The 16,840-nt window shown below is 76.1% G+C and carries 18 protein-coding genes; 2 read left to right on the top strand and 16 right to left on the bottom strand.

Annotated elements, in window-relative coordinates:
* Positions 1-76 precede the first annotated feature (76 nt).
* The 7 genes from J3P29_RS09460 to J3P29_RS09430 form a co-directional block, all read right to left on the bottom strand.
* Positions 77-1,015, bottom strand: coding sequence for an RluA family pseudouridine synthase (locus J3P29_RS09460; protein WP_210493062.1), 939 nt, complete (start codon positions 1,013-1,015; stop codon positions 77-79).
* Positions 1,012-1,527 (bottom strand): signal peptidase II, encoded by a 516-nt coding sequence (gene lspA, locus J3P29_RS09455; RefSeq protein ID WP_210493061.1) that lies wholly within the window; start codon positions 1,525-1,527, stop codon positions 1,012-1,014. Before lspA ends, J3P29_RS09460 begins: the two co-directional genes overlap by 4 nt.
* Positions 1,514-1,825 carry a YggT family protein gene (locus tag J3P29_RS09450; protein WP_210493059.1) on the bottom strand — a complete coding sequence of 104 codons (312 nt, stop codon included), beginning with the start codon at positions 1,823-1,825 and terminating at the stop codon, positions 1,514-1,516. The genes lspA and J3P29_RS09450 overlap by 14 nt, the downstream gene beginning before the upstream one ends.
* Positions 1,822-2,583 (bottom strand): pyrroline-5-carboxylate reductase, encoded by a 762-nt coding sequence (gene proC, locus J3P29_RS09445; RefSeq protein WP_210493058.1) that lies wholly within the window; start codon positions 2,581-2,583, stop codon positions 1,822-1,824. The genes J3P29_RS09450 and proC overlap by 4 nt, the downstream gene beginning before the upstream one ends.
* A 304-nt stretch (positions 2,584-2,887) precedes the next feature.
* Positions 2,888-3,475: a cell division protein SepF gene (locus tag J3P29_RS09440; RefSeq protein ID WP_349239811.1), complete on the bottom strand. Its 588-nt coding sequence runs from the start codon at positions 3,473-3,475 to the stop codon at positions 2,888-2,890.
* 72 nt (positions 3,476-3,547) lie between these two features.
* Positions 3,548-4,222: a YggS family pyridoxal phosphate-dependent enzyme gene (locus J3P29_RS09435; protein ID WP_210493057.1), complete on the bottom strand. Its 675-nt coding sequence runs from the start codon at positions 4,220-4,222 to the stop codon at positions 3,548-3,550.
* Positions 4,215-5,555: a CCA tRNA nucleotidyltransferase gene (locus tag J3P29_RS09430; RefSeq protein ID WP_210493055.1), complete on the bottom strand. Its 1,341-nt coding sequence runs from the start codon at positions 5,553-5,555 to the stop codon at positions 4,215-4,217. The genes J3P29_RS09435 and J3P29_RS09430 overlap by 8 nt, the downstream gene beginning before the upstream one ends.
* Positions 5,556-5,579: 24 nt before the next feature.
* Here J3P29_RS09430 and J3P29_RS09425 point away from each other — a divergent pair, with 24 nt between their 5' ends.
* A complete protein-coding gene (locus J3P29_RS09425; RefSeq protein ID WP_210493054.1) occupies positions 5,580-6,932 on the top strand; it encodes a PQQ-binding-like beta-propeller repeat protein in 1,353 nt (450 codons plus the stop codon).
* Positions 6,933-7,053: 121 nt separating this feature from the next.
* Here J3P29_RS09425 and hisF read toward each other — a convergent pair whose 3' ends face one another.
* From hisF to murA, 8 genes are all read right to left on the bottom strand, one after another.
* A complete protein-coding gene (gene hisF / locus J3P29_RS09420; RefSeq protein ID WP_210493053.1) occupies positions 7,054-7,836 on the bottom strand; it encodes an imidazole glycerol phosphate synthase subunit HisF in 783 nt (260 codons plus the stop codon).
* 18 nt (positions 7,837-7,854) lie between these two features.
* Entirely contained in the window at positions 7,855-8,583 is a 729-nt protein-coding gene (gene hisA / locus J3P29_RS09415; protein WP_210493052.1) for a 1-(5-phosphoribosyl)-5-[(5-phosphoribosylamino)methylideneamino]imidazole-4-carboxamide isomerase, read from the bottom strand.
* A 7-nt stretch (positions 8,584-8,590) separates the two neighbouring features.
* Complete coding sequence (hisH, locus tag J3P29_RS09410) at positions 8,591-9,214, bottom strand: imidazole glycerol phosphate synthase subunit HisH (RefSeq protein WP_349239810.1); 624 nt, start codon at positions 9,212-9,214, stop codon at positions 8,591-8,593.
* 59 nt (positions 9,215-9,273) lie between these two features.
* Positions 9,274-9,873 carry an imidazoleglycerol-phosphate dehydratase HisB gene (gene hisB, locus J3P29_RS09405; protein ID WP_210493049.1) on the bottom strand — a complete coding sequence of 200 codons (600 nt, stop codon included), beginning with the start codon at positions 9,871-9,873 and terminating at the stop codon, positions 9,274-9,276.
* Positions 9,870-11,150 (bottom strand): histidinol dehydrogenase, encoded by a 1,281-nt coding sequence (gene hisD, locus J3P29_RS09400; RefSeq protein WP_210493048.1) that lies wholly within the window; start codon positions 11,148-11,150, stop codon positions 9,870-9,872. The genes hisB and hisD overlap by 4 nt, the downstream gene beginning before the upstream one ends.
* A complete protein-coding gene (hisG, locus tag J3P29_RS09395) occupies positions 11,140-11,775 on the bottom strand; it encodes an ATP phosphoribosyltransferase (protein WP_210493047.1) in 636 nt (211 codons plus the stop codon). The genes hisD and hisG overlap by 11 nt, the downstream gene beginning before the upstream one ends.
* Positions 11,772-12,797: an ATP phosphoribosyltransferase regulatory subunit gene (locus tag J3P29_RS09390; RefSeq protein ID WP_210493045.1), complete on the bottom strand. Its 1,026-nt coding sequence runs from the start codon at positions 12,795-12,797 to the stop codon at positions 11,772-11,774. The genes hisG and J3P29_RS09390 overlap by 4 nt, the downstream gene beginning before the upstream one ends.
* Positions 12,798-12,858: 61 nt before the next feature.
* Complete coding sequence (gene murA / locus J3P29_RS09385) at positions 12,859-14,169, bottom strand: UDP-N-acetylglucosamine 1-carboxyvinyltransferase (protein WP_210493044.1); 1,311 nt, start codon at positions 14,167-14,169, stop codon at positions 12,859-12,861.
* Positions 14,170-14,357: 188 nt separating this feature from the next.
* Between murA and J3P29_RS09380 the strand changes: the two genes are divergently transcribed.
* Positions 14,358-15,467, top strand: a complete 1,110-nt coding sequence (locus J3P29_RS09380; RefSeq protein WP_210493043.1) for an isocitrate/isopropylmalate family dehydrogenase — start codon at positions 14,358-14,360, stop codon at positions 15,465-15,467.
* Between the two features lie 168 nt (positions 15,468-15,635).
* On the opposite strand, the gene J3P29_RS20720 is transcribed toward J3P29_RS09380, so the two are convergent.
* Positions 15,636-16,607: a DUF389 domain-containing protein gene (locus J3P29_RS20720; RefSeq protein ID WP_210493042.1), complete on the bottom strand. Its 972-nt coding sequence runs from the start codon at positions 16,605-16,607 to the stop codon at positions 15,636-15,638.
* Positions 16,608-16,840 lie beyond the last annotated feature (233 nt).

Here is a 16,840-nt window from a genome sequence, read left to right as displayed (position 1 = left end):
GGCGTCCGGACGGACGCGCGGACCACCAATTCAAGCACGCCGGGGCCGCGGACGCCGCGCCGTCGTGCGGCGGGGCCTACGCGCCGGCGCGGGCTCGCTCGAGCGCGGCGGCCAGGTCGTCCGGCAGCGGCGACTCGACCTGCAGCGGCGCGCCCGTGATCGGGTGCGTGAGCGACAGCCGCGCGGCGTGCAGGAACTGGCGCGTCAGCCCCAACGGGCTCTCGCCGCTCGGGGCGCGCCCGTACTCGGGGTCGCCCGCGACGGGCAGGCCGATCGCCTTCAGGTGCACGCGGATCTGGTGCGTGCGTCCCGTCTCGAGGGTCACGCGCAGCAGCGCGGTCCGCGGCAGCAGCTCCTCGAGCACGAAGTGCGTGACGGCGCGGCGCGGCGCGTCCGTGTCGATCGACTGGCGCGTGCGGTGGTGTCGGTCGCGGCCGATCGGCGCGTCGATCGTGCCGGCGCGCGCGTCGGGGCGGCCGTCCACGAGGGTCAGGTACTCGCGGGTGACCTCGCGGTCGCGGATCGCGGCCTGCAGGCGGCGGTGCGCCTCGTCGGTGCGCGCGACGAGCAGGAGCCCCGAGGTGTCGCGGTCCAGGCGGTGGACGATGCCCGGCCGCTCGGCGTCGCCGCCGGGCGGCAGCTCGGCGCTGACCCAGCGGGCGACGGCGTCGACGAGCGTGGGGCCGTCGTGCCCGGCGCCGGGGTGGACGACGAGGCCGGCGGGCTTGTCGACGACGATGAGGTGCTCGTCCTCGTACCGCACGTCGACGGGCGGGGCGTCGTGCCGGATCTCGCCGAGGGGCCGGACGAGCGCCTCCAGCCGCACGGCGACGGTCTGGCCGGCGCGGACGGCGTGGCGCTTCTGGGCGGGGTTCGCGGGGGCGCCGTCGACGGTGACGGCCCCCTCGGCGATCGCCCGCTGCGCGCGGGCGCGCGAGCCGCACACCGGGGCCAGGACGACGTCGAGGCGCGCGCCGTCCTGGTCCTCGGCGACGACGACCTGCTCGAGGCTCATCCGCGCTGCGGCCGGGCGTCGCGCCGGCCGTCCTCGCGGGTCGTGCGGCGGTTCTCCAGCTCGACGACGACGACGAGGACCACCATGCCGAGCACGATGGAGCAGTCGGCCAGGTTGAAGGCGGGCCAGTTCGGGGGCTTGATGAAGTCGATGACCGCGCCCTCGATGAGCCGGTCGAGGACGTTGCCGACGGCGCCGCCGGCGAGCATCCCGGCGGCGAGCCAGGCGTAGCGGACGCTGCGGTTGCGCACGAACCAGTACGTGAGGGCGCCGAGGGCGCCGAGGACTAGCAGGCCGACGATCCAGGGCTGCCCGGCGAAGCTCGAGAACGCGACGCCCTCGTTGCGGACGTGCACCAGGTCGAGGAACGGCAGGATCGTCTCGGAGCCGCCCCGGGGGATCGCCTCGACGACGAGCCGCTTCGTCAGCTGGTCGAGGACCAGGACGAGGACGGCGACGGCGGCGACGCGACGGACCGCGAGCCGGCCGGCGCGGGCGTCAGCCGGCGACAACGTTCACCACCACCTGGCCGACGACCTGCAGGACGAGCAGCGCGACGAGCGGCGACAGGTCGAACGGCCCGAGCGTCGGCAGGATGCGCCGGAAGAGCCCGACGTACGGCTCGACGGCGTCGCCGAGGAAGCGCAGGACGGTGCTCGTGAACGTGTTGTAGGGGATGCGCACGCCGGCGCTCTGGACGAGCGAGACGAGCACCCACGCGACGATGAGCAGCGCGTAGACCTGGATGAGCGCCTGGAGGAAGTCGGCGGCCTGGGTGCGGGCCGTCGCCAGGACGAGCAGGCCGGTCACGAGGCGTCCACCACGGCGTCGAACGCGTCCTGCACGGCCTCGCGCAGGCCGCCGCGGTCGAGCGCGCGCAGGCCGCGGGCGGTCGAGCCGCCGGGCGAGGTCACGCCGCGGCGCACGGCGAGGGTGTCGTGCCCCTGCGCGGCGAGCAGGGCGGCGGAGCCCTCGATGCCGGCGGCGACCATGCGGCCGGCGTCCTGCGGCGACATGCCGTGGCGGACGGCGGCGTCGACCGTCGCCTCGGCGAACAGGCTCACGTACGCGGGCAGCACGCCGAAGACGGCCGTCGCGGCGGCCATCTGCGCCTCGGGCAGCTCGACGACCTCGGCGCAGCGGCACAGCAGCGCCAGCACGCCCTCCCGCACCTCGCGCTCGTCCGCGGGCACGCCGCCGGGCTCGACGGCGACGGCGATGACGCCCTTGCCGACGCCGGCGGGCGTGTTCGGCATCAGGCGGACGACGGGGCGCCCGGGGTAGGCGGCGCGGAGCGCCTCGGTGCCGACGCCGCCGAGGATGGAGACGACGGCCTTCGCGGCGCCGGCCTCGCGCGCCGCGTCCTCCAGCTGCCCGGGCTTGTGGCCCAGGACGACGACGTCGGCCCGCTCGGCGAGGGTCCGGCCGTCGGGCACGGCCTCCCCGCCGGTCTCCTCCGCGAGGGCCCGGGCGCGCTCGGCGACCGGGTCGTAGCAGAGCACCGGCTCCCCGATGCCCCGCGCCAGGGCGGAGGCCATGTTGCCCGATCCAAGGAATCCGAGACGCATGTGCGACGACGAACGGTACCGGTCCGCCGCCGTCCCCCACCCCGCCCCTGGACGAAGGCGCTCTCCGGGGCCTGGCCCCCTCCGGGTGCCCCGAGCCTCGCCACCCCCGACCGCGCCCCGAACCCAAGACGCTCGGGGCGGGACCCGGCCCCATCCGGGTGCCCCGAGCCCCGCCACCCCGAACCACGCACCGAACCCGCGACGCTCGGGGCGGGACCCGGCCCCCTCCGGGTGCCCCGAGCCCCGCCACCCCGAACCACGCACCGAACCCGCGACGCTCGGGGCGGGACCCGGCCCCATCCCCTCAGCTCTGGTTGAAGAAGCCCTTCTCGATCAGCTGCGCGCGCTCCTCGGCCGAGATCGACACGTTGGCGGGCGTGAGCATGAAGACCTTGTCGGCGATCCGCTGCATGCCGCCGTCGAGGGCGTAGGTCAGGCCGGACGCGAAGTCGATCAGCCGCTTGGCCAGGTCGGTGTCCGAGGTCTGCAGGTTGATGACGACGGGGATGCCGTCCTTGAAGCGGTCCGCGATCTGCTGCGCGTCGTTGAACGACTTGGGCAGCACGAGGTGCACGCGCACGTCGCGGGGGGCCTGGCGCGCCGCGGCGCCGCCGCCGACGGGCCGCAGGTGCGAGCCGCCGCGCGGGGCGGGGTCGTCGCCGCTGAAGATGTCGTCGAAGTCCTCCCGCCGCCGGCGTGCGCGGTCGATGCGGCGCACGGGCGTCACCTCGGGCACGGGCTCCCGGACGCGCTCGCGCGGACGCCGGTCGTCGTACTCCGGTTCGTCGTCGTAGGCGTCGTCGTACGGATCGCGCTCCTCGGCGAGAGCGAAGTACACGAGCACCTTGTGCCAAGCGTCGCGGAAGGCCATGACGGCCAGTGATTCTCCCACGGCGCCCCGGTTCCTTCCCGCGGTCGCGAACCCGTGGGCGGGGCCGCCGGTGCCGGGGCCCGGGGTGGACGGTCAGCGGAGCAGGACGGACCCCAGGCGGACGACGGTGGCGCCCTCCTCGACGGCCACCTCGAAGTCCTGGGTGGTGCCCATGGACAGGACCCGCAGGTCGCGGACCGCGGCGAGGTCGCGCAGCATCGCGAACCAGCGGCGGCTGTCCTCGGGGGTCGACGCCGCCGGCGGCATCGTCATCAGGCCCGCGACGGGGACGGGGCAGCGGGCGATGACGTCGTCGAGCGCGTCCGGGGCGATGCCGCTCTTGGCGTCCTCGCCGCTGACGTTCACCTCGATCAGGACGTCCAGCTCGGGCCGCGCGAGGTCGCGGTGGCGCTCCAGGCGCGCCAGCACGCTGTCGCTGCAGACGGAGTGGATGCGCGAGACGTGCGGCAGCACGTCGGGCACCTTCCGCGACTGCAGGTGGCCGATGAACTCCCAGCGCAGCCGCTCGGCGCCAGGGAGCGCGACCTTCTCGACGAGGGACTGGACGCGGTTCTCGCCGGCGATGCGGACGCCGGCGTCGGCGAGCAGCGGCACCTGGTCGGCGACGAGGTACTTCGTCGCGACGAGGACGTCCACCTCGGCGGGGTCGCGGTCCGCGCGGGCGCAGGCGGCGGCGATGCGTCCGCGCACCTCCTCCAGGCGCGTCGCCACCGCGCGCGGGTCGATCCGTTCGATCAGCTCAACCACGTGTCCCCTCCGTGCCGTCCGGTGCTCCCGGCCGGGTGCCGGGGCGTGAAGCATCGCGCGCCGGCCCGGCCGGTGCCGTCGCCGCGCCCGCGGTGGCGCCGCCCGGCGCCGGGCCTGACGTCGGCGCGGCGTCCTCCGGCCCGTCGGCGAGCGCGGCCGCCAGCTCCGCCTCGGGCGCGGGGAGCGCCGGGTCCAGGCGGCCGTCGAGCTTGGCGTCGAGCGCCCGCCGCAGCCGCGCCCCGAGCGCGGGCCCGGCCGGCACGCCGGCGCGGCGCAGGTCGTTGCCGTCGATGGTCAGGCGGACGTCGCGCAGGCCGTCGAACCAGCGGCGCGCGTTCGGGCCGCCGGCCAGGGCGACGACCTCGTCGGGCGCGCCCGACGCCGCGCGGTGGATCTCGGCGGGCGTGCGCGCGGCCCGCAGCGGCGACCCGGTGACGGCGCGCGAGCCGGCCCCGACGATCTCGCGCTCCGCCGCCGTGAACCCCAGGTCCTGCAGCCACGGGAGCAGGTGCGGCAGCGCGACGGCGGCGCAGCAGGCGGCCAGGCGCACGAGGTCGGCGCGGGCGCCGACGGGCAGCAGCGCGAGCGCCTCGTCCACCCCGCGCGGCGCGGGGTCGAAGCCCGGCGGCAGGAAGCGCGCGTTCAGCCCCTGCAGGGTGGCCAGCACGCGCTCGGGGTCGGGCTCGCGCAGCGCGAGGCGCAGCTCGCTGCCGTGGCGCGCGCCCGAGATCGCGAACGGGTCGGCGGCGCCCGCCAGCTCGCGGGTGCGGGACCCGACGGCGAAGCCCAGGCGACCGGCGTACCGGGCGACGCGCCACACGCGGGTGGGGTCGTCACGGAAGGACGCGTCGTGCAGGACGCGCAGCACGCCGGCGCGCAGGTCGTCCAGCGCGCCCGGCACCGCCGCCCACGTTCCGTCGGCCGGCCGGACGGCGATCGCGTTGACGGACACGTCCCGCCGGCCCAGGTCGTCCTCGATCGCCCCGACCCACGCGACCTCGGGGAGCGCCCCGGGCCGCGGGTACGTCTCGCGCCGCGCGCGGGCGACGTCGTAGCGGACCCCGGGCTGCGCCTCGACCGTGGCGGTGCCGAAGCGCTCGTGGCGGGCGACGACCGGCCCCAGGCGCGGCAGCAGGTCGTCGGGCGGCCCGACGACGACGACGTCGAGCTCGTGCGGCGCGCGCCCGAGCAGCAGGTCGCGGACCGCGCCGCCGACGACCCACACGTCCTCCCGGCCCGCGGCGGCCTCGAGCAGCCGGCGCGCCGCCGGCAGGCGCCGCAGCGCGTCGACGGCGTCGGCGGGCGTCGGGGCGGAGGAACGGCGGGCTAGCACGTCCCCGGACCGTACCCTGTCCCGATGGCCGGCCTCCCGCTGAACCGCCCGCGGCGTCCGCGTGCCCTCTTCGGGTGCGCGGGCGTGCTCGTCCTCGTCGCCCTGCTCGTCGGCGGCCTCGCGGCCTGGCACCGCCTGCGGGGGCCGAGCGAGATCTCCAACCCGGACGTGGAGTTCGACGCGGCGGCGCCCGAGACGACGACCGCGCAGCGGGCGCCGGTCGACGCGCGCGACACGTACGACGACGGGGCGGACTGGCCGATGTACGGCGGGAACGCCCAGCGCACCCGCTACCTGCCGTTCGCCGGCGCCGCGCCGATCCGCCCGCCGCTGCGCGAGCGGTGGGGGAACACGGGCCGGGTGCTGCTCGAGTTCCCGCCGGTGCTGTGCGGCGACCGGCTGTTCCTGCTGCGCAACGACGGCATCCTCCGCGCGGTCGACCGCCGGACGGGCCGGACCGTCTGGTCGCGGCGGGTCGGCCGCCTGGCGGCCTCCTCCCCCGCCTGCGGCGACGGCCGGGTGTACGCGACGGTCCTCAAGCGCGGCCGCGGCGCGAGGGGCGGGCAGCTCGTCGCGCTGCGCAGCCGCAACGGCCACGTCCGCTGGCGCCTGCGCCTGGCCGGCCGCTCGGAGTCCTCGCCGCTGCTGACGAAGGATCAGGTGATCTTCGGCACCGAGGACGGCGACGTCCTGGCGGTCGGCCGGGCGTCGGGCCGCGTCGCGTGGCGCTACCGCGCGGGCGCGCCGGTGAAGGCCGCGGTCGCCCGCGACGGCAACACCCTGTTCGTCGGCGACTACGGGGGCCGTCTGCACGCGATCTGGCTGTCGAGCGGCCGCAAGCGCTGGGTGACGACGGTCGGCGGCCGCCTCTACAGCACCCCCTCGGTCGCGTACGGCCGCGTGTTCGTGGGCAGCGTGGACCGCTCCGTGTCCGCGGTCGGCGAGCGCACCGGCCGGATCGCGTGGCGTCGCCGCACGGACGGCTACGTGTACTCGGCGCCGGCGGTCGCGCCGGTGCGCGGCAAGGGCGCCACGGTGTTCGTCGGCTCGTACGGCGGCACCCTCTACGCCCTCGACGCCCGGTCGGGGCGCAGCCGCTGGAGCCGCGATCTCGGCGGCAAGATCTCGGGCGGGGTGACCGTGGTGGGCGACCTGGTCATGTACGCCAACCTGGGCCGCAAGGCGCTCGGCATCCGCCGCGCCCGCGACGGCGCGCTGGTCTACACGCACCGCTCTGGCGCGTTCGACCCCGGCATCTCGGACGGCCGGCGCCTGTACGTCAACACGTACACCAGCCTGTACCACCTGGTGCCGTCGGCCCAGGCGCGCCGGGACGTGCGCTCGCTGCGCCGCGCGAAGGCCGCCCGGCGCGGCTGAGCCGGCGACCCCGAGCCGCCGCGCCGCGCCCCGCCGAAGGCGGTCGCGGGCGCCGGCCCGGGCGACCGGCCGCGGGGCGCCCCCGGCTTCGTGGGGCGCCGCGGCGGCGCCCCACGGCCGCTCAGGCGGCCGGCGTGATCGGCCGCACCGGGATGCCCGCAGCGGCGATGCGCTCCTTCGCCTGCGCGATGGAGTACGTGCCGAAGTGGAAGATCGACGCGGCGAGGGCGGCGTCGGCCCCCGCGTCGAGCGCCTCGACCAGGTGGTCGAGCGTGCCGGCGCCGCCGGAGGCGATGACGGGGACGGGGACCGCCTCGGCGACCGCCCGGGTGAGCCCGAGCTCGTAGCCGGACGTCGTGCCGTCGCCGTCCATCGACGTCAGCAGGATCTCCCCCGCGCCGCGCTCGACGGCCTCGCGCGCCCACGCGACCGCCCCGCGGCCGGTCGGGGTGCGGCCGCCGGCGACGAAGACCTCCCACGGGTCGCCCTCGACGGGTGCGGGCACGCCCTTGGCGTCGATCGCCAGGACGACGCACTGCGCGCCGAAGCGGTCGGCGAGCTCGGTCAGCAGCTCGGGGCGCTTCACCGCCGCGGAGTTGACGGCGACCTTGTCGGCGCCGGCGTCGAGCACGGCCTGCGCGTCGGCGACCGAGCGGATGCCGCCGCCGATCGTGAACGGGACGAAGACCTCGTCGGCGGTGCGGCGCGCCAGGTCGACGATCGTCTCGCGGGCGTCGCTCGTGGCGGTGATGTCGAGGAAGACCAGCTCGTCGGCGCCCTCGGCGTCGTAGCGCGCCGCCAGCTCGACGGGATCTCCCGCGTCGCGCAGCCCGACGAAGTTCGTGCCCTTCACCACCCGGCCGCCGTCGACGTCCAGGCAGGGGATGACGCGCTTGAGGTGCATCGCTGGCCGCCCGGCCGCCTAGCGGACCTGGAGGGCGGCGTGGCCCTCCGCGATGGTGAAGCGCTTCTCGTACAGCGCCTTGCCGGTGATGACGCCGCCCAGGTTGACCAGGCGGGCGTTCGCCAGCTCCCGCAGGTGCTCGGTCGTGCCGATGCCGCCGGAGAAGATCCACGACCCGCGGACGGCCTGCGCCACGCGGCGCACCTCGTCCATGTCCGGCCCCTGCTCCAGGCCGTCGCGGTCGGCGTTCGTGTAGACGAACCGGCGCACGCCGCGCTGCTGCAGGCGCTTGATGGCCTCGGTGCCGTCGATGCCGGTCGTCTCGACCCAGCCCTTCGTGGCGACCTTGCCGCCACGGGTGTCGACGGACACGATCACGCGGTCGCGGTGGGCGCCCAGGACGGAGTCGAGGAAGTCGGGGTCGTCGATGGCGGCGGTGCCGAGGATGACCCGCTCGGCGCCGGCGCGCAGCGCCTCGCGGACGGCCTCGATCGAGCGCAGCCCACCGCCCCACTGCACGGGCACGTCGAGCTCCTCCGTGATGCGCGCGAGCTCGTCGAGGTGGGCCGGCTCGCCGTTCTTGGCGCCGTCCAGGTCGACGAGGTGCAGGAAGCGGGCGCCCGCCTCGACCCAGGACCGCGCCGCCTCGAGCGGGCTGTCGCGGTAGACCGTGCTCTCGTCGAAGTCGCCGCGGACCAGGCGCACGGCCTGTCCCTCGAGGATGTCGATGGCGGGGTACAGGATCACGTTGGCGTTACCTCGTACAGGCCTCGGCGAAGCCGCGCAGCAGGCGCAGGCCGTCCGTCGAGGACTTCTCGGGATGGAACTGGGCGCCGTGCACGTGGCCGCGGCTCACGGCGGTGGCGAAGCGGGTGCCGTACTCGCCCCAGGCGACGACGTCGGCCTCGTCCTCGGGGCGCGCCACGTACGAGTGCACGTGGTAGAAGGCGGTCCGGTCGGGCAGGCCGGCCCGCAGCGGCGAGGTCGTGCCCGCGGCCCACGTCACGAGGTTCCAGCCGATGTGGGGCAGCTTCAGGCCGTCGCCGGCCTCGAGCCGCTGCACGCGGCCCGGGAGCAGCCCGAGGCCCTCGTCGCCGCCGCGCTCGTCCGAGCCCTCGAAGAGCAGCTGCATGCCCAGGCAGACGCCGAGCAGCGGGGTGCCCGCGTCGACGCGCTCGCGCACCAGGTCGCCCAGGCCGGTCTCGCGCAGGCGCTGGGCGCCCGCCGGGAACGCGCCGACGCCGCACAGCACCAGCCCGTCCGCGGCGCGGAGCTCGTCCGCGTCGGCGGTGACGACGGCGTCGACGCCCGCGTGCTGCAGCGCCTTCTCGACGCTGCGCCGGTTGCCCATGCCGTAGTCGACGACGGCGATGCGCACGGCTGGACGCTCGTCCCCCGCTGCGGCGCGTGCCGCGGTCCCCGCGTCGGACGCGCCGGTCATTCCGTGAGCGTCCCCTTCGTGGACGGCACGCCGCGCTGGTCCGGGTCGACGGACACCGCCACGCGGAGCGCGCGAGCGAACGCCTTGATGCCCGCCTCGATCATGTGGTGCGCGCCGCGCCCGCGCTCGATCTCCAGGTGGATCGTGGAGCGCGACGTCGCCGCGACGGCGCGGACGAACTCCTCGAGCAGCTCGTGCTCGAAGCCGCCGGTGACGCCGGGCGGCAGCAGGCCGCGGTCGTCGAAGACGACGAACGGGCGGCCGGACAGGTCGATGTGGCAGCTCGCCCGCGCCTCGTCCATCGGCACGGTGGCCGAGCCGTAGCGCCGGATGCCCTGGCGGTCGCCGAGCGCCGCGAAGATCGCCTGGCCCAGGACCAGGCCGGTGTCCTCGACGGTGTGGTGGCTGCCGGTCTGCAGGTCGCCCTCGGCGCCGACCTTCAGGTCGACGTTCGCGTGCCGGGTGAAGAGCTCGAGCAGGTGGTCGAAGAAGCCGACCCCGGTCGCGCGGGTGCCCGTGCCGGTCCCGTCGAGGTCGAGCTCGAGCTCGATGCGGGTCTCGCCGGTGGAGCGCTGGATCTCGGCGGTGCGGCTCATCGGTCCGCCCCATTCTGCCGGGCGCGCATCGACGCCGCGTGCACGACGAACCCCTCCGCGTCGGCGATCGCGCCGCCCGGGCCCGCCAGCGCGTCGGCGGCGTCCCCCAGGTGCACCTCGTTCATCGTCCGGCGGAAGGTGCGGGCGGACAGCGTCGACGCGAAGCGCGCGGCCCCGTCGGTGGGCAGCGTGTGGTTCGAGCCGGCCACGTAGTCGCCGAAGGCGGTCGCGGCGGCGGCGCCGACGAAGACGCAGCCGGCGCTGCGCACCTGGGGCGCCAGCGGCTCGACCGTCGGGCCGACGAGCTCGAGGTGCTCGGGGGCGAACGCCTCCGCGACGGCCAGGCCGGTCAGGGGGTCGGGCGCGAGGACGGTGGCGTACGCGGCACCCGTGGCGTCCGCGGGCGCGCCGCCGCCGACCCCGGCGACGAGCGCCTCGCGGACCGCGGTCTCGAGCGCCTCGTCGTCGGTGACGAGCACCACGAGCGAGCCGTCGCCGTGCTCGGCCTGGGCGCCCAGGTCGAGCGCGACCAGGCGCGGGTCGGCCGCGCCGTCGGCCAGGACGAGCAGGTCGCTCGGCCCGGCGAAGCCGTCGATGCCGACGACGCCGCCGAGCTGGCGCTTGGCCTCCTGCACCCACAGGTTGCCCGGGCCCACGACGACGTCGACGCGGTCGACGGTCTCCGTGCCCAGGGCCAGGGCCGCGACGCCGTGCGCGCCGCCCATGCGGAGCACCCGGTCGGCGCCGGCCAGCCGCGCGGCGGCGCGCAGCACCGGGTCGTCCGACGGGCTCGCGACGACGACCTCGTCGACGCCGGCGGCGCGGGCGGCGACGACGCCCATGATCACGGTGGAGGGGTACGGGGCGCGGCCGCCGGGCGCGTAGACGGCGGCGCGGCGCACCGGCACCTCGCGGACCCGGACCCGCTGCCCCTGCGGGAGCGCGACGTCGCGGTCCTCGTGCACCGTGGCGCGCGAGACCGCCGCGACGTTGTCGATCGCCAGCTCGAGGGCGGCGCGCAGGTCCGGATCGAGCGCCGCGACCGCGGCGTCGAGCTCGGCGTCCGGGACCACGAGCTCGCCCGCCGGCGTGCCGGTCGGGCGGTCGAAGCGCGCGACGTGCTCGAGCAGCGCGGCGTCCCCGCGCTCCCGGACGTCGGCGATCAGGCGTGCGACGCCGTCGGCGACGCTCGCGCCGCCCGGGACGAGCGCCCGGACGCGCCGCGCGATCTCGCGCGCGCCGTCCGCCTCGGCGATCCGCAGCCGCTCAACCGGCAAGGACGGCCTCCCGCAGCTCGTCGACGGCGGCCGCCTTCAGGCGGTGCGCCGCGGGGTTGGCGATCAGCCGGGCGGTCGACGTGGCGATCTCCTCGCGCACGACGAGCCCGTTCTCGCGCAGGGTCGTCCCGGTCGCGGTCAGGTCGACGATCGCGTCGACCATGCCCGTCAGCGGGGCCAGCTCGACGGAGCCCTTGACCTCGACGATCTCCGCCTGCCGGCCGGTCGCCTCCAGGTACCGGGTGGCGATGGCGACGTACTTCGTCGCCACGCGCATGACGCCCAGGCGGCGGAGCGCGACCTCGGCGGGGTCCGGGTCGCCGGCGATCGAGGCGAGCACCATCCGGCACGGGCCGTAGCCCAGGTCGGCGAGCTCCACCACGTCGCGGGTGTGCTGCTCCATGAGCACGTCCTTGCCGGTGACCCCGACGTCGGCGGCGCCGCTCTCGACGTACGTCGCCACGTCGGACGGCCGCATCGTCACGATGCCGGCGTCCTCGAAGAGCAGCTTGCGGTCGTTCGCGCGCACCTCGCTCGTGTCGATCCCGACGCGGTCCAGCGCGTCGAGCGTGGGCGTGAGCATCACGCCGCGCGGGACGGCGATGCGGAGGCCGAAGCGGTTCACGGGCGGACCTCCTCCTGGGCGTCGAGCCCGCCGGGCGCGACGCGCCAGCGGCCGCGCGAGGTGCCGACGAGGGCGGTGTGCAGCGCGTCGACGTCGAGCGCGAAGCCGACGGCGGGCAGCGGGCGGCCGAAGCGGCCGAGCAGGTCGTCGTAGCGGCCGCCGCCGCCGATGGCGTACCCGAGCCCCGGGGCGTAGACCTCGAACACCGCGCCGGTGTAGTAGCCGAGCTTGCGGGTCAGGCCCAGGTCGAGGATGAGGTGCGAGGCGACGTCCTCGTCGAGGCCGTCGAGCAGCTGGACCAGCCCGGTCGCGGCCACGCGGACCCGCTCGTCGGGCAGGGAGCCGAGCAGCTCGGGGCCGCCGCGGCGGCCGGCGACGTCGACGAGCAGGTCGGCCGTCGCGCCGTCGGTCGCGGCGCGCACGACGCGGTCCAGGCCGACGAGGTCGCGCGTGGCGAGCTCGTGCAGGATCTCGTCGCGGGCGGGGCCGTGGACGCCGACCCCCCCGAGCAGCGCGGGGAACAGGGCCGCGTCGCCGACGGCCACCCGGGCGCCCTCGAGGCCGATCGCGCGCAGGGCGCGGACGAGCACCGTCAGCGCCTCGGCGGTCCCCGCGGGACCCTCGGCGCCGCACAGCTCGATGCCGGCCTGCAGCAGCTCGCGCACCTGGCCCCGCCCGGGCACGACGCCGCGGTAGCAGTGGGCCAGGTAGCTCAGGCGGATCGGCGTCGGCGCGTCGGCGAAGCGCGAGCCGACGAGGCGCGCGATCGGCACCGTCATGTCGGAGCGCAGGACGAGCGTCTCGCCGTTCTCGTCGACCGTGCGGAAGCGCGGGCGCGCGGCGTCGCCGTGCGCCGCCACGCCGGCCTGCTCGAGCACGCTGGCGTACTCGACGGCCGGGGTGGCCACCTCGCCGTAGCCGTGCTGGTCGAACACGTCGCGCAGCGCGGCCACGACGCCGTGGCGCTCGCGCATCTCGTCGGGCAGCACGTCGCGCGTGCCGCTGGGGATGGGCAGCGTCATCGCAGCCATCATCGCGGGTCGGGGGCCGACGCGCCGTCCGGCCGGGGCCGGTGGACGCGTCTCAGCCGACCGCGACCTGGGCGTCCTCGGGCACGCGCTCGATCTGGGCGCCGAGGGCGCGGAGACGATCGTCGATGGCCTCGTACCCGCGGTCGATCTGGTCGACGTTGCCGATGACGGACCGACCGTCGGCGCACAGCGCGGCGATCAGCAGCGCCATGCCGGCGCGGATGTCCGGCGACGTCATCCGCTCGCCGTGCAGGCGACAGGGGCCCGAGACGATCGCGCGGTGCGGGTCGCAGAGCGTGATGTCCGCCCCCATCCCGACGAGCTTGTCCGTGAACACCAGGCGGTTCTCGAACATCCACTCGTGGATCAGCACGGAGCCGTCCGCCTGCGTCGCGAGGGCCACGGCGATCGACGTCAGGTCGGCGGGGAACGCCGGCCAGGGGCCGTCCTGGACCTTCATCTTGTGCTCGCCGACGTCCTTGGCGGTGCGCAGCGTCTGGTCGCCGGGCACGACGACGGTCGTGCCGTCGAGCTCGGAGTGCAGACCGAGCTTCCCGAAGACCAGGCGGATCATCCGCAGGTCGTCCGGGTCGACGTCGGTGATCCGCATCTCGCCGCCGGTGACGCCGGCGAGGGCCATGAACGAGCCGATCTCGATGTGGTCGGGCCCGACGGTGTGGTCGCAGCCGCCGAGCTCGGCCCGGCCCTGCACGCGCAGGACGTTCGACCCGATCCCGTCGATCGTCGCGCCCATCTTGACGAGCATCCGCGCGAGGTCCTGGACGTGCGGCTCGCAGGCCGCGTTGCCGATGACCGTGGAGCCCGGCGTCAGCGCCGCGGCGAGCAACGCGTTCTCGGTGCCCATCACGGACGGCTCGTCCATGAAGATCTCGCCGGCCTGCAGGCCGCCGGTCGGGGCGCTCATCTCGATGTCGCGGCCCAGCTCGAGGCGGGCGCCGAGGGCGCGGAAGGCGTCGAGGTGCGGGTCCAGGCGGCGGCGGCCGATGACGTCGCCGCCGGGGGGCGGCATCGTGCACGAGCCGAAGCGGGCGAGCAGCGGGCCGGCGAGCAGGAACGACGCGCGGATGCGCTCGGCGTCCTCGCGGCGCAGGCCGTCCTCGGCCCGGAGGGCGCCGGCGTTCAGCCGCACGGCGTGGTCGTCGAGCCATTCCACCGCGACGCCGAGACCCTCGAGCAGATTGATCATCGAGGCGACGTCGCGGATGCGCGGGACGTTGCGGACGACGACGTCCTCCGACGTGAGGACGCAGGCCGCCAGGATCGGCAGGGCCCCGTTCTTGTTGCCGGCGGGGCGGACCGTCCCGGACAGGGGGCGGCCGCCGTCGATTACGAACTTCTCCATAGAGGGGGTGCGGTCCGCTGTCGAGGCGCCAGCGTGGGCCGTACGCCCGCGATCGTCCGCCCACGGACCGTTGCCGAGGGTACCAGCGGCGCCCCGCGCCACCCGACGCGCCCGCTCCCGGACGAACGGTCGGGAGCCGATGCGCGCGGGGACGGCGGCACGCGCGACGGCGCTACCCTCGGAGGGCGATGAGCGACTCCCTCACCATCACCATCCTCGAAGGCGACGAGACGGGTCAGGAGCTGCTGGACCAGGCCGTCCGCGTCCTGGATCCCGAGGTGCTGGGGCTCGACCTCACCCTCGAGCGGTACGACCTGTCCCTCGAGAACCGCCGCAAGACCGGCAACGAGGTGGTCCACGAGGCCGCCCGCGCGATGCGCGAGAGCGGCCTGGGCGTGAAGGCGGCCACCGTCACGCCGGAGGGCAAGGACGACGTCGGCTCCCCCAACCGGATCCTCCGCGAGGAGGTCGACGGCAAGGTCATCATCCGCACCGGGCGCCGCATCCCGGGCGTGACGCCGGCCGCCGGCATCCACTTCCCGATCTCCGTCGTCCGCATGGCCGTGGACGACGCCTACGGCGCCAAGCAGTGGCGCGAGGGCGGCGAGGGCGGCGAGGACGAGATCGCCTACCGCACCGAGAAGATCTCGCGCGCCACGTGCCGCGCGGTGGCGGAGTACGCGTTCCGCACCGCGAAGAGCATGGGGGCTCGCGTCTACGGCGGACCCAAGTGGACGGTCTCCCCCGTGTACGAGGGCATGCTGAAGGAGGAGCTGGATCGCGCCGCCGGCCTGAACGAGGACGTCCAGTACCAGCCGGTCCTCATCGACGCCCTCTACGCCGGCCTGGTCTCCGGCGCCGCCGACGGCCCGCTCGTGATCCCCGCCCTCAACCGCGACGGCGACTGCCTCTCCGACCTGGTCCTCCCCCTCTTCGGCTCCATCGCCGGCGCGGAGTCCACGCTGCTGGCGTTCCACGAGGACTACTCGCCGCGCGTCGCGATGGCGGAGGCGCCGCACGGGACCGCCCCGGCGCTGCAGGGCAAGGACGTCGCCAACCCGATGGCGATGCTGCTCGCCAACGCGGCGGTGCTGCACTACGGCGCGCAGATCCACGGCGTGGCGGCGGCCGAGCAGGCGTCGCGCGCCATCTACGAGGCCGTGCTCGAGGGCGCCTCGGCCGGCGTGAAGACCGCCGATCTGGGCGGCTCCGCGCACACGAGCGAGGTCTGCGACGACGTCGTCTCCCGCGTGCGCACGAAGATCGACGTCTGGTCCTCGCTCGGCTCCAGCCGCTAGCCGGCTCCGCGTCGGCGGGCCTCCCCGCCGACGCGCCCACGGGTCGCCGGCCCACGCCCCGCGGCGGCGCCCCTGCGTGTTGCCGGCGTCCCGCCGGTCGTGGGTCCCCGTCCCGCCGACCGCCGCACCGCGCGCCCGCCGCAGGCGGCACCGGTGCCCCGACGCCGGTCAGGCCGTCGGCTTCTCCGCGACGGCGGACCCCACCCGCCGCGCCTCCCGGTGCAGGCGGCGACGGTAGGCGGCCCGCTGCGCCAGCAGCGTCGCCACGCCGGCGACGAACATCATCGCGACGTTGAGCGCCAGCTGCGCGAGCGACCCCAGCGCGCCGTGCCCGTCGCCGTACGCGAGCGCCAGGCCGACGTTGGCCGCCGCCGGCAGCGTCGTGACGCTGACGAGAACGCCGACGATCGCCCCCGACTTGGCCGTCGTCAGGGACAGCAGGCCGGCCGCGCCGGCGACGAGCGCGACGAGCACGGTGAACCCGTCGGGGCTGGCGATCGTGCTCGCCAGCCCGTGCGCCACGCCGGCGAAGCGCTGCGGCAGCAGCCCGACGGCGCGACCGAACACCGTCACGAGGTACGCCACGAGCACCGCCAGCGGCAGCCCGACGGCGAGCGCCGCAGCCGAGCGCGCGGCCAGACGGCCGCGCCGGTTGACGAGCGCCACGCAGGCGGCCGCGATCGGGCCGAACTCGGGCCCGACGACCATGGCGCCGACCATCAGGACCGAGCTGTTCTGGGCGAGCGCCACGGTGGCCAGCACGGCGCCGAGCGCCATGAACAGGACGAAGGCCCACGAGACCTCCGCCGCCTCGCCGCTCTGCGCTTCGACGTCCTCCCACAGCACGGCGTCCGCGGGCGCACCCGGCGCGCGACGCTCCGCGCGGGCCGCCCGGTCGTCGACGTCGATGCCCCCGGTCTCGAGGACGATGCCGCCCTCCCCGGCCAGGCCGAGCTCGCGCAGCTCGTGGACCACGACCGACGCCTGCTCCTTCGGGACGTCGCAGAAGATCGCGTCCCCGGGCGGATCGAGCACGACGCCGGGCAGCCGCACGACGTGCACGACCGCGTCGTCGTCCTGCAGCAGCGCGAGGACCGGGTCCACGAGGCGGTGCGGCACCGTCAGCCGAAGGTGGATCACGCGCGCATGGTACCCGCGCGCCCGTAGCGCCTCACCGCCGTCGGAACCGCCCGCCACGGCAGGGCACCTCCCCACACCGCCACGGACCGTGGCCGAGACCGACCGACCCGCAGAACGAGCAGGACGCACGCCCACCCACGCACAAACGCCACAGCGTCACGACAACGAAAAGCGCCCCGCCATGCTGGCGGGGCGCTCAAAGATAATCCGGCGGCGACCTACTCTCCCAGGCC

It is taken from the genome of Patulibacter sp. SYSU D01012 (genome assembly GCF_017916475.1).
In the GTDB taxonomy this organism is placed as follows: Bacteria; Actinomycetota; Thermoleophilia; order Solirubrobacterales; family Solirubrobacteraceae; genus Patulibacter.
This window is presented reverse-complemented; position numbering and strand designations above follow the sequence as displayed.

Coding starts and splice junctions, on each gene's coding strand:
- proC (WP_210493058.1), bottom strand. CDS start 2,583: ATGCGTCTCGGATTCCTTGGATCGGGCAACATGGCCTCCGCCCTGGCG.
- hisB (WP_210493049.1), bottom strand. CDS start 9,873: ATGAGCCGCACCGCCGAGATCCAGCGCTCCACCGGCGAGACCCGCATC.
- J3P29_RS09380 (WP_210493043.1), top strand. CDS start 14,358: ATGAGCGACTCCCTCACCATCACCATCCTCGAAGGCGACGAGACGGGT.
- hisF (WP_210493053.1), bottom strand. CDS start 7,836: ATGCACCTCAAGCGCGTCATCCCCTGCCTGGACGTCGACGGCGGCCGG.
- J3P29_RS09425 (WP_210493054.1), top strand. CDS start 5,580: ATGGCCGGCCTCCCGCTGAACCGCCCGCGGCGTCCGCGTGCCCTCTTC.
- murA (WP_210493044.1), bottom strand. CDS start 14,169: ATGGAGAAGTTCGTAATCGACGGCGGCCGCCCCCTGTCCGGGACGGTC.
- J3P29_RS09390 (WP_210493045.1), bottom strand. CDS start 12,797: ATGACGCTGCCCATCCCCAGCGGCACGCGCGACGTGCTGCCCGACGAG.
- J3P29_RS09460 (WP_210493062.1), bottom strand. CDS start 1,015: ATGAGCCTCGAGCAGGTCGTCGTCGCCGAGGACCAGGACGGCGCGCGC.